This window comes from Microbacterium sp. B19 (assembly GCF_000333395.1).
Lineage (GTDB): Bacteria > Actinomycetota > Actinomycetes > Actinomycetales > Microbacteriaceae > Microbacterium.
In genome coordinates this window covers 45,357-56,401 of record NZ_BADA01000145.1, presented here as the reverse complement: position 1 = coordinate 56,401, position 11,045 = coordinate 45,357, and the positions used below count along the sequence as shown (strand labels likewise).

Here is an 11,045-nt window from a genome sequence, read left to right as displayed (position 1 = left end):
AGGCCGAGCACGTCGTCGACATCTTCGGCATCTGCGCCGACTGCGCGCGGGCGCGCGCTCGTGAGCGTGGCGACGACTAGTCGCACGGTCGCGTCGGCACCCCCGCGTTCCGGCGTCACGCGTACCCTCGCCGGCCTCGGCGTGGGTCTCCTCGTCGTCGTCGCGCTGTTCCTCATCGACGCGCTCGCGCCCACGTTCTTCGCGGCGCCCCTCCCCACCCGCGCGCAGGACGGCCTGACCCTCGCGCTCAGCGTGCTGATCGAGTCGCTGCCGTTCGTCGTCCTGGGCGTGCTGCTCTCGATCATCGTGCAGGTGTGGGTGCCGCCCGGGGCGATCGAGCGATGGATGCCACGCGCCCCGTGGGCGCGCCGGGCGGTGCTGTCGCTCCTCGGCATGCTCATCCCGGTGTGCGAGTGCGGCAACGTGCCCTTCGCCCGCGGCCTGCTCATGCGCGGGTTCGCGGTGTCGGACACCCTGACGTTCCTCGTCGCCGCGCCGATCGTGAACCCCATCGTCATCATCAGCACGAACGCCGCGTTCGGGCTGAGCGACGGCATCCTGGTGGGTCGCCTCGTCGGGGGCTTCCTCATCGCCAACCTCATCGGCTGGCTGTACAGCCGGCATCCGGATCCCGACAAGCTCCTCACCGAGCGCTTCCTCGAGACGTGCGAGATCGTGGTGCAGGAGCGCGGCGGGCGCGGGCGCCGCTCGCTCGCGCAGTTCGTCGTCGAGCTGCGGTCGGTCATGCCGGCGCTCATCATCGGCTCGCTCATCGCGGGGGCGGTGCAGGTGCTGATCCCGCGGAGCGCGCTGCTGGCGATCGGCTCCGACCCCGCGCTGTCGATCGCGGCGATGATGGTGCTCGCCGTCGTCGTGTCCCTGTGCTCCAACGTCGACGCGTTCTTCGCGCTCTCCTTCGCCTCGACCTTCACGCCGGGCTCGATCGTCGCGTTCCTCGTCGTCGGTCCGGTCGTCGACCTGAAGATGTACGCGCTGCTGCGCACGACCTTCACCACACGCGTGCTCGTGGGGCTGACGATCGTGGTCGTGCTGTCGGCCTTCGCGCTCGGAACGGTGGTGAACCTCCTTGTCTAGAACGGGTGCCCTGGCCACGCGGTGGCTCGGCGTCGGCCTCGCCGCGTGCCTCGCGGTCACGACGATCGCGCTGTGGCTCACCGGCCGCCTCGCGCTGTACGTCAACCCCGACTCGGCGTGGTTCGCCATCGGGATGGCGGTGGTCGCCCTCGTCGGCTCCGTCGCGACGTTCGCGCTGCCGCTCGGTGCGGAGGCCGATCACGGTCACGACCACGAGCACGGGCACGCCCCGGCGCCCGCGCTGGCCCGTCGCGAGGCCTTCGCGCACGCCGATCACGCCCACGCCGACGCGGCCGACGCCCACGATCACGACGCGCACGAGCATCTCGCCGCGCGCCCGCGCCTGACGCCGGCCGGCATCGCCGCGTTCAGCGGCGGGCTCATCGCCTCGGGTGCGGTGGTCGCGGTGCTGCTGACCCCGCCCGCGGCGCTGTCGGCCGAGCTCGCCGTCTCGCGCGACGTCGGCGCCCCGCCGTTGTTCGTCGGCGCCGACGTGATCACGCTCGCGGCCTCCGGCGACACCTCGAAGTTCGGCATCGGCGACTGGGCGGCGGTGTTCGCGCACGCGACCAACCCCGAGACGTTCGACGGCAAGCCGGTCACCCTCACCGGGTTCATCACGCCCGGGCAGGACGGCGCGACCTTCGACCTCACGCGCCTGGTCATCACGCACTGCGTCATCGACGCGCAGACGGCGCGGTTGCCGATCAGCGCCAACGGCGCCGCGCCGGCGACCGGGCAGTGGGTCACCGTGACCGGAACCGTCCGTTCGAGCGGGGACGGGGCGCTCGAGGTGCGCGCCGACCAGGTCGCGACCATCGACCAGCCGACGGATCCGTATGAGTACTGACTCCCGCCGCGTCCGCGCCCGCCGGCGCCGCGGTCGCGGGTATCTCCTCGCCTTCGGGGCCGTGGTCGCGGCGCTCGTCCTGGTCGGCGGGGTCGGTGGTGTCGTCGCGGTCGCGCAGGGCCCCCGGGTCACGGACGTGCAGGTCGACCCGAGCGCCGCGGTCGCGGCATCCGGTGCCCGGGTCATCCTCACGACGACGCAGTCCCTCGCGAAGATCGACCCCTCGCAGGTCGAGGTGCAGCCGGCGACACCGTTCACGGTCGACACGTCGGGGCGGAGCGTCGGCATCCGTTTCACCCTCCCGCTGCGCGACGACTCCGACTACAGCGTGACCGTCCACGACGTCCGCGGGCTCGGCGCCGGGCCCGCGGCGACGTTGACCGAGACCTTCCGCACTCCGCCGCTGCAGGCGTTCCTGTTGCAGCGCGGCACGTCCTCCGGCGACACGATCTTCCACACCGACCTCCACGGCGACGCGGGGCTGCCGGTGTTCACCCACCCGCACATCGAGGATTTCCGCGCGACAGCGAACCACCTCGTGATCTCGGTGCGCGAGGACGACCGCGCGCGCGTCATCATCACCGACCTCGACGGCAAGAACCCGCGTGACATCCCGCTGCCCGGCCCGGGGTTCGTGTCGAACCTGCAGTCCGCCGACCGCGGTGAGCGCATCGGATTCACCTTCTCGGATGCCACCCTCGGCACGACCGGCGGACGCGAGAGCAAGCTCTTCACGGCGTCGGCCGCCGACGAGGCGCCGCCGGTCGAGGTCGGCCTCAACGGCGGGGACGTGCGTGTCGCCGACTGGCGGTTCGTGCCGGACACCGACAGCATGCTCGTGCTGACGTTCGACTTCCGGCTGCTGCTGACCGACGCGCAGGGCGGCAACGCCGCGCCGCTCGGCACCGCCCAGTCCATCGACGGCATCGCCCGCGGCTCGTCGATCGCGATCGTCGAGCGGCTCGAGGGCATCCGCGAGATCAACCTGAGCGACGGTTCGGAGCAGCCGCTCGAGGACCCGGTCGACCCGCCCGGGATGCCGGGGCGTGCGACGCCCGTGCCCGGAACCGGCACCGGCACGCTCCGCTCGTTCGCCGACATCGGGTCCGACGGGGCTTACCGCTCCACGACGATCGGGCACGTCGACCCGGACGGCGCGGTGCGTCCGCTGCTGAAGGTCCCCGGCACCGACACCGTGCTGCAGACGTGCGTCTCGCCGAGCGGGCGCTACGCGGCGGTGCTCGTCGCCCCGCAGGCGGTCGACAACCCGTTCGACCGGTACCAGCTGCCGCTCCCGGGGCGCCTCCAGACGCATCTCGTCGAGATCGACACCGGTCAGGAGCTGTCCGCGCTGCAGGGCTTCGACCTGTCGTGGTGCCAGGTGCCGCCCGGATGACGCGACCCGCGACGCGCGACGACCTCGCCGCTCTGCCCGTCGAGGTCGCGCCCCTGCTCCTCGGCGCGCACCTCGAGACGGTGGTCGCGGGGGAGCGCGTGGTCCTCCGCCTCACCGAGGTCGAGGCGTACCACGGGCTCGGCACGGGCGACCGCCCCGACCCGGGCTCGCACGCACGCAGCGGCCCGACCGCGCGGAACGCCACCATGTGGGGCGAACCCGGTCACCTGTACGTGTACCTGAGCCATGGCATCCATTCGTGCGTCAATGTGGTGTGCGGTCCGGACGGCGTCGCCGGCGGTGTGCTGCTGCGCGGCGGCGAGGTCATCGAGGGCACCGACGTGGCCGAACGCCGACGGCGGGAGCGCGGGGGCGTCGTGCGCGCGGCACGCGACCTCGCGCGCGGTCCCGGACGACTGGGAGATGCCGTGGGCCTCCGGCATCCGGTCCACGACGGGATCGACGCGGTCACGGGAGCCGAACGGGCGGGCGCCCGGGCGCGGCTGTTCCTGCCCGACGAGCCGGTCGCGGCGACGACCGGTCCGCGCGTGGGCGTGGCCGGGATCGCGGGGACGGATGCCTTCCCGTGGCGGTTCTGGATCGACGGCGACCCGACTGTGTCCGCGTTCCGGTGGGGGCGAGGGGCGGCGGAGGCGGCGCGTTGAGATCGGCCCCGGGTTTCCCCGGCGTAACCTCGGCGATTCGCGCAACCTCAGTGGCATCCAGGTCGATCCGACTGAGTTTGCGCGGATCGCTGAGCGGGGGCGGGATGCGTCGGAGGCGCCGGCCCGTCAAGGCGACACGCCGTCCGTGCTAGACTGAACGCTTGTCTGCGCGCACTCCAGCACGCAGTACGTACCCCTTCTTCCGATCCCGGCCTCGTGCTGTGCCCGGAACGGGGTGCAGACAAGGGATCTTGGGTGGCACCGTCCGGTGTCACGGTACAGAAGGAGACATCACCATGGCAGCAGTGTGCCAGGTGACTGGAGCGGTTCCCGGCTTCGGTCACAACATCTCGCACTCGCACCGCCGGACGAAGCGCCGCTTCGACCCGAACGTGCAGAAGAAGACCTACTTCGTTCCGTCGCTGGGTCGCAACATCAAGCTCAACGTCTCGGCGAAGGGCATCAAGGTCATCGACGCGCGCGGTATCGAGGCCGTCGTCCGTGACCTGCAGGCGAAGGGCGTGAAGCTGTAATGGCGAAGAAGGCTCAGGACATTCGTCCGATCATCAAGCTGCGTTCGACCGCCGGCACGGGCTACACCTACGTGACGCGCAAGAACCGCCGCAACAACCCCGACCGCATCGTGCTCAAGAAGTACGACCCCGTGGTCCGCAAGCACGTCGACTTCCGAGAGGAGCGCTAAGCACATGGCTAAGAAGAGCAAGATCGCGCGCAACGAGCAGCGCAAGGTCGTCGTCGAGCGCTACGCCGCGAAGCGCGCCGAGCTGAAGAAGACCCTGGTCGACCCCAACGCGACCGACGAGGCCCGTGAGGCCGCCCGCGTGGGCCTGCAGAAGCTGCCCCGCAACGCGTCGCCCGCCCGCGTGCGCAGCCGCGACGTCATCGACGGCCGCCCCCGTGGCGTGCTGACGAAGTTCGGCGTCTCGCGCGTCCGCTTCCGCGACATGGCGCACCGTGGCGAGCTGCCCGGCGTCACCAAGTCGTCCTGGTAAGCACCAGTACCACCGCGAAGGGCGGGGGTCCCGAGAGGGGCTCCCGCCCTTCGTCGTTTCCCGGCCATTCCTTTCGCTAGTATTCCCGCGAAGGCGGCGGGGCACCGACCTTCCCGGTTGCAGAGGAGCAGGCGTGCGGAAGACGGTGCGGCGAATCGTCGCGTGGGGAATCGGGATCGGTCTCGCGGCCGTGTTCGGCGTTGCAGGAGCGGCCGGTGCGGCGGACGCCCCACCCGCCTCCGGCGACGGCGCGGTGTGGATGGTGCCGCCCGCCGCGAGCGTCGGCCAGCAGGTGCAGATCATCGGGCTCGGGTTCACTCCCAACGCCGACGTCTATGTCACGACGTCCGCGAGTCCGGACCCCACCCTGATCGGTCGGAGCGCGAGCGACGGCACCTTCACCCTGCCCTTCACTGTGCCCGACCTGCCGCCGGGTCAGCATCAGCTCGATGCGACGGCGGGGTCGGTGCAGGGTGGGCTGGAGTTCATGGTGCTCGCGCCGGGAGAGGAGCCGCCGTCGTCCGAGAACGCCTCCGTCCAGGTGACGCCGAACCCCGTCACTCCGGGGCAGCGGGTCGTCGTGTCCGCCGAGGCATTCCCTCCGGACGTGGCCGCCGGGCTCCGCGTCATGTCCGATCCCGTCGAGTACCAGTCCCTGGGGACGACCAACGACAGCGGCAGGATCCTGGCGCCCTGGACGGTCCCCGATCTTCGACCGGGGACATATCGGGTCTTCGTCTATGCCGGCAACACGGTCGCGTTGACGGAACTCACCGTTGCGGAGGCTGCCGAAGAGCCGGAGCCTGCGCCGTCGTCCACCGAGGGGAGCTCGCCGGGACCGCAGGCTTCTGCGTCGTCGTCGCCGACCTTCACCCCGACGGCCGCGCCGCAGCTCGCCGCGAGCGGCACCCCCGACGTCGGCGGTGTCGTGCCGTGGGGTGTGGCGGCCCTGGTGGCGGCCGCGGCGGTCGGCGTTCATCGGCTCCGATCCCGCGCGAAGGGGTGACGAGGGTTCTCTCGCGCGCCCCACGAGCCCCTCGCGCCCCATCCGACTCGCGACACGCCGCCCTCCCGAGGGCGAAATCCGTCAAAATCCGCGTAATTCCGCGGTTCGGTTGATACTGTCGAGGCGGTCTCCCGACCACCGAGGAGAATCCCTCCTCGTCCGATGTAACGAGAGGCGACACCACAGTCGCCTGGAGGACAAACCACATGGCCGACAAGTCCATCACCAAGACCGAGCTCGTCGCGAGCATCGCCAGCGCGACCGGACAGAGCCAGTCCGCCGTGTCGAGCGTGCTCGACTCCCTCTTCTCCACCGTCTCCGAGGCGGTCGCCAAGGGCAGCAAGGTCTCGATCCCCGGCTGGATCGCGTTCGAGCAGGTCGCCACGTCGGCCCGCACCGGCCGCAACCCCCAGACGGGCGAGGAGATCTCGATCCCCGCGGGCAAGCGCGTCAAGGTCACCGCCGGCTCGAAGCTGAAGGCCGCCGTCAAGTAAGACGACGTAGACCTGACAAGAGGGGGGATGCCAGTCGGCATCCCCCCTCTTGTCTTTCCGGCCGCGCGTGGTGGGGCACGACGTAGGCTTGGGGGGTGAATCCCCGAGCCCTGCGCGTGGCCGGACCCGTCATCCTCGTCGTGGTCTCGCTGATCTGCGTCGTCGCGGGTCTCGCTTACGGCGGCGGTGCCGCACCGTCGCTCCTCGCCGACCCCGGTCCGTTCGTCCGCTGGGGTCTCCCGATCTCGACGCTCGTGGTCAACCTCTCGGCCGCGGCCATGGTCGGCTCGCTCGTCCTGGCGTTGTTCGCGCTGCCGGCGGGGGAGCGACCGTTCGAGATCGCGCTGGACACGGCATCCATCGGCGCGGCCGTCTTCACCGTCGCCTCGGCGACCACCGGATTCCTGACGTTCCTCAACGTCATCAACGCCACCCCGACCCTCGACCCGCTCTTCGGGCAGCAGCTGGGGCGGTTCCTCGTCGAGACCGAGATCGGTCCGGCCTGGCTCATCACCACGATCGCGGGTGCCGTGCTCACGGTGCTCACGTTCGCCGTGCGCTCGTGGCTCCCGACGCTCCTCGTCGCGATCCTCGCGCTCGCGGCCCTCATCCCGATGGGGACGCAGGGCCATGCGGGCACCGAGGCGAGCCACACGGCCGCCGTCACCTCGCTCGTGCTGCACATCCTCGCCGCGGCCGTATGGCTCGGCGGCCTCATCCTCCTCGTGGTCGTGCGCCCGGCGATGACGCGCCCGCAGCTGCAGACCACGATGCTGCGGTACTCGTCGATCGCGCTGGTGGCCTTCGTCGTCGTGGCGATCTCCGGCACGGTGCGCGCCTCGATCGGCCTGGTCGGGTGGCAGAACCTCCTCTCGCCGTACGGCATCCTCGTGCTCGTCAAGGTCACCGCGCTCGTCGCGATGGGGATCCTCGGTGCCTGGTACCGTCGGCGCCTCATCGGCCGCATGGGCGATGCGGAGGGGTCGCGCCGGTTCTGGGGCGTCGTGCTGCTCGAGCTGGTGTTCATGGGCGTCGCGAGCGGCATCGCCGTCGCCCTCGCCCGCACGCCCCCGCCCGCCGCCGACCTCCCCCTCATCGGCACCACGCCCGCCGAGGTGCTCACCGGGGCGCCGGTCCCGCCGGAGTTCACGATCGACCGCTGGTTCACGGCGTGGGACATCGACCTGCTGTGGGCGTTCGTCGCCGGCTTCGGGCTGTTCTTCTACCTGGCGGGCGTGTGGCGCCTCCGTCGGCGCGGCGACGCGTGGCCGATCCACCGCACCGTGCTGTGGTCGCTGGGGATGCTGGCGGTGTTCTGGGTCACCTCGGGTCCGCTGAACGTCTACCAGGACTACCTGTTCAGCGTGCACATGATCGAGCACATGCTGCTGTCGATGGCGATCCCGCTGATGCTGGTGGCGGGTGCTCCTGTCACGCTCGCGGCGCGCGCGATCCGCAAGCGCGACGACGGGTCGCGCGGTGGCCGCGAGTGGATCCTGTGGGCCGTGCACAACCCGGTCGCGAAGGTCCTCACGAACCCGTTCGTCGCGGCCGGCCTGTTCATCGTGTCGCTGTGGGCGTTCTACTACACCGACCTGTTCCGCTGGTCGCTGTACGACCACGTCGGGCACATCTGGATGGTCGCGCACTTCCTCATCACGGGGTATCTGTTCGTCCTGAGCCTCATCGGGATCGACCCGGTGCCCTTCCGGCTGCCGTACCCGGGGCGGCTCCTCATCTTGATCGCCGTGATGGCGATGCACGCGTTCTTCGGCATCGCGATCATGATGAACTCCGGCCTCATGGCGGCCGAGTGGTTCGGATCGATGGGCCGCACGTGGGGCGCCACCCCGCTGCAGGACCAGTACACCGGTGGCGGTGTCGCGTGGAGCGTCGGCGAGATCCCGACGCTGATCCTCGCGATCACCGTCGCGATCCAGTGGAGCCGCAGCGACGAGCGGCAGCAGCGCCGCCGTGACCGCCACGTCGACCGGGTGGGCGACGTCGAGCTCGACGCCTACAACGCCGAACTGCAGCGGCTGGCCGAGCGCGACGCCCGCGCCGCCGAGCGCGAGGCCGCGAAGGGCCGCTGAGCCCGCCCGCCCGCTCCCGGTGCGGCACCGGCCTCAGTCGAGGCTGCCGCCGATGGAGATGGATGCCGACCCGTCGGGCTGCACCGAGATCTCGCCGTTGACGGTGAAGGGGACGTCCTCCTCCACCGTGCGGACCGAGCCGTCGAAGATCGAGCGGATGTCGACCTCGATGTGCGCCACCGCCCGGGTGGAGGGGATGCGCCAGCCCGCGCCGTCCGGCACGACGGAGACCGTCGGCTGCTCGACGATCGACCACGTGGGAGCGTCGTCGATGCGGTTGCGCACGGTGAAGCCGAAGGGGCATCCGGTGGGCTGCAGCACCTTCTGCTGCGCGCACGCGGTGAGGAAGTCCGAGACGCGCTGCTGCACGACGGACACGAACTGCTCGGTGGGCTGCGCCTGCACCTCGACGGGCACGTCGGTCAGCGGTGAGTCGGCGAGGATCGCAACGCCCGGCGTCGTCGACATCGGGGTGTCCACGGCGACCGAGTACAGCCCCGGGGAGAACACCAGCAGGGGGACGGGCGCCGAGGGGTCGGCATCCACTCCGTCCATCGACACCTGCCGCTTGTCGATCTCGAAGCCGTTGACCGAGAACTGCATCGAGCCGCCCACGGTGAGCGCGACGACCGCGAGCGGGCTCACGTCGAAGCGCCAGTGCGGCACGACGCCGATCCAGCCGTCCTGGCGCACGGCGAACGTCGTCTTCCCGTCGTACGAACCCGCACGGTAGGCCACGGTCACGCGGGTGACGTCGCCGTCGGCGGCCTCGTCGATGACGCGCGCGTCGGTGATGGTCTGCAGCGCGTCCGGGCGAAGGAGGGCATCGGATGCCGAGGTCGGCAGGCCCGCGCTCTCGAGTTCGGCGGAGTCGACCGCGACGCCGGGAACCGCGAGTGCTTCGGCTGCGCGACGGTCCTGCAGCAGTTCGAGGTAGTGCAGGACGAACGCGCGGGGGCTGTACAACTCGCGATAGGCGGCGGCCGCTCCGGCGCCGAGCGCCGCGAGGAGGAGGACGCCCACGATCGCCAGGATCGTCAGATCGCGCGCGAGTCGCCGGGGTCGGCGCGCGACGGCGACATCCTCGGATGCCGTCGGTGCCCCCGCCGCGCTGTTCACGGTCTCAGTCTAAGAAAGCCACCCGCGCGCGAACGGAATACGTCGCGCCCGATAGGGTTTCGAGATGTCGGCCATGGGGGCGGCGGGGGCTATCGAGGAGGATGCCGTGAGTTCTGTCCAGGGTCGGGTCCGCCCCGATCTCGAGCCCGTCCGCGAGCGTTTCGCGGAGTGGTCCGCGGCCGATCCGGACTGGGGTGCGCAGCTGTGCGTGGTCGTCGGCGACGAGGTCGTCGTCGACCTGGCGTGCGGACCCGGAGCGGATGCCATCACCGGCGTCTACTCCGTGAGCAAGGGCGTCGCCGCGACCGTCATCGCGCTGCTCCTCGGTGAGGGGGCGCTCGAGCTCGACCGTGCCGTCGCGCACTACTGGCCCGAGTTCGCCGCGGCGGGGAAGGGCGAGATCACGGTCCGCCAGCTCCTGTCGCACCAGGCGGGGCTTCCGGCGACGGATGACGGCATCCGTCCCGAAGACGCCCTCGACTCCCGCGCGGGGGCCGAGCGTCTCGCGCGCCAGCGGCCGCTGTGGCGACCCGGGGCCACCTTCGGCTACCACGGGATCACGATCGGCATCCTCATGGAGGAGCTCGTGCGCCGCATCGCGGGGGCGGAGCTGCAGGACGTCTTCGAGTCCCGGATCCGCGCGCCCCGCGACATCGACTTCTTCCTCGGTCTGCCCGACGATCAGGCCGCCCGGTACGTCGACCCGCGGCCACCGCTGCTCACCGAGACGGTCGATCCCGGTCCGCGCGACAACCTCTTCGCTGCCTCGTTCGGCCCGCTCGGTCACGCGGGCGACGCCATCCTCACCGGGTTCGGGCCGCATTCCCCCGAGGTCCGGCGACGGGGGACCGCGGCGGCCGGGGGCGTCGGATCGGCGCGCGGTCTCGCGCGGCTGTACGCGGCGACGCTCGGGAACGTCGGTGAGCCGATCGCGCCGCCCGAGACGTTCGCGGAGATGTCGCAGGTGCACGTGCGCGGGCGCGACATGGTGCTCGACATCCCCCTGAGCTTCGGCATCGTCTTCATGAAGCCGCACATCGACATGCCGTTCGCGAGCTTCCGCGCCTTCGGGCACGATGGCGCCGGCGGTGCGATCGCCTTCGCCGACCCGGTGCACGACCTGGCGTTCGGCTACATCCCGACGCGGATGACGGTCCCCGGCGGCGTCGACGCCCGCGCGGTCGAGCTGTCGCGCCTGGCCCGGGTGATCCTCGGGGCGCCGCGGGTCTGAGAAGCCGCGCCGAAAGCGCAAGGCGAGCGCAAGATCGGCGCAAGAATGGCGCAGTTCTTCCGCGCGAGAGCCCGCGGCGGTCC

General features: G+C 71.3%; 12 protein-coding genes. 11 read left to right on the top strand and 1 reads right to left on the bottom strand.

Annotation, left to right across the window (positions count from 1 at the left end; genetic code table 11):
• The first annotated feature begins 165 nt into the window (after window positions 1-165).
• The 10 genes from I5G_RS05670 to I5G_RS05625 all read left to right on the top strand — a co-directional run bounded on the left by I5G_RS05670 (window position 166) and on the right by I5G_RS05625 (window position 8,612).
• Window positions 166-1,095 carry a permease gene (locus tag I5G_RS05670; protein WP_239642501.1) on the top strand — a complete coding sequence of 310 codons (930 nt, stop codon included), beginning with the start codon at window positions 166-168 and terminating at the stop codon, window positions 1,093-1,095.
• Window positions 1,088-1,945 carry a TIGR03943 family protein gene (locus tag I5G_RS05665; protein ID WP_022878200.1) on the top strand — a complete coding sequence of 286 codons (858 nt, stop codon included), beginning with the start codon at window positions 1,088-1,090 and terminating at the stop codon, window positions 1,943-1,945. Before I5G_RS05670 ends, I5G_RS05665 begins: the two co-directional genes overlap by 8 nt.
• On the top strand, window positions 1,935-3,341 hold the full coding sequence (locus I5G_RS05660; RefSeq protein ID WP_022878199.1) for a hypothetical protein: 1,407 nt from the start codon (window positions 1,935-1,937) through the stop codon (window positions 3,339-3,341). Before I5G_RS05665 ends, I5G_RS05660 begins: the two co-directional genes overlap by 11 nt.
• A complete protein-coding gene (locus tag I5G_RS05655; protein ID WP_022878198.1) occupies window positions 3,338-4,006 on the top strand; it encodes a DNA-3-methyladenine glycosylase in 669 nt (222 codons plus the stop codon). The genes I5G_RS05660 and I5G_RS05655 overlap by 4 nt, the downstream gene beginning before the upstream one ends.
• Before the next feature lie 296 nt (window positions 4,007-4,302).
• Entirely contained in the window at window positions 4,303-4,539 is a 237-nt protein-coding gene (rpmB, locus tag I5G_RS05650; RefSeq protein WP_013584774.1) for a 50S ribosomal protein L28, read from the top strand.
• A complete protein-coding gene (rpmG, locus tag I5G_RS05645; RefSeq protein WP_022878197.1) occupies window positions 4,539-4,709 on the top strand; it encodes a 50S ribosomal protein L33 in 171 nt (56 codons plus the stop codon). The genes rpmB and rpmG overlap by 1 nt, the downstream gene beginning before the upstream one ends.
• A 4-nt stretch (window positions 4,710-4,713) precedes the next feature.
• Window positions 4,714-5,019 (top strand): 30S ribosomal protein S14, encoded by a 306-nt coding sequence (rpsN, locus tag I5G_RS05640; RefSeq protein ID WP_022878196.1) that lies wholly within the window; start codon window positions 4,714-4,716, stop codon window positions 5,017-5,019.
• 133 nt (window positions 5,020-5,152) lie between these two features.
• Window positions 5,153-6,025, top strand: a complete 873-nt coding sequence (locus I5G_RS05635; protein WP_022878195.1) for a hypothetical protein — start codon at window positions 5,153-5,155, stop codon at window positions 6,023-6,025.
• A gap of 206 nt (window positions 6,026-6,231) precedes the next feature.
• Window positions 6,232-6,519 carry an HU family DNA-binding protein gene (locus I5G_RS05630; RefSeq protein WP_022878194.1) on the top strand — a complete coding sequence of 96 codons (288 nt, stop codon included), beginning with the start codon at window positions 6,232-6,234 and terminating at the stop codon, window positions 6,517-6,519.
• A gap of 95 nt (window positions 6,520-6,614) precedes the next feature.
• On the top strand, window positions 6,615-8,612 hold the full coding sequence (locus tag I5G_RS05625; protein WP_022878193.1) for a cytochrome c oxidase assembly protein: 1,998 nt from the start codon (window positions 6,615-6,617) through the stop codon (window positions 8,610-8,612).
• 33 nt (window positions 8,613-8,645) lie between these two features.
• On the opposite strand, the gene I5G_RS05620 is transcribed toward I5G_RS05625, so the two are convergent.
• Window positions 8,646-9,731, bottom strand: a complete 1,086-nt coding sequence (locus I5G_RS05620; RefSeq protein WP_022878192.1) for a hypothetical protein — start codon at window positions 9,729-9,731, stop codon at window positions 8,646-8,648.
• 64 nt (window positions 9,732-9,795) lie between these two features.
• On the opposite strand from I5G_RS05620, the gene I5G_RS20850 reads away from it, so the two are divergent.
• Complete coding sequence (locus I5G_RS20850; RefSeq protein WP_051038648.1) at window positions 9,796-10,962, top strand: serine hydrolase domain-containing protein; 1,167 nt, start codon at window positions 9,796-9,798, stop codon at window positions 10,960-10,962.
• Window positions 10,963-11,045: the final 83 nt, after the last annotated feature.

Coding starts and splice junctions, on each gene's coding strand:
- I5G_RS05660 (WP_022878199.1), top strand. CDS start 1,935: ATGAGTACTGACTCCCGCCGCGTCCGCGCCCGCCGGCGCCGCGGTCGC.
- I5G_RS05655 (WP_022878198.1), top strand. CDS start 3,338: ATGACGCGACCCGCGACGCGCGACGACCTCGCCGCTCTGCCCGTCGAG.
- rpmB (WP_013584774.1), top strand. CDS start 4,303: ATGGCAGCAGTGTGCCAGGTGACTGGAGCGGTTCCCGGCTTCGGTCAC.
- rpmG (WP_022878197.1), top strand. CDS start 4,539: ATGGCGAAGAAGGCTCAGGACATTCGTCCGATCATCAAGCTGCGTTCG.
- rpsN (WP_022878196.1), top strand. CDS start 4,714: ATGGCTAAGAAGAGCAAGATCGCGCGCAACGAGCAGCGCAAGGTCGTC.
- I5G_RS05630 (WP_022878194.1), top strand. CDS start 6,232: ATGGCCGACAAGTCCATCACCAAGACCGAGCTCGTCGCGAGCATCGCC.
- I5G_RS20850 (WP_051038648.1), top strand. CDS start 9,796: ATGTCGGCCATGGGGGCGGCGGGGGCTATCGAGGAGGATGCCGTGAGT.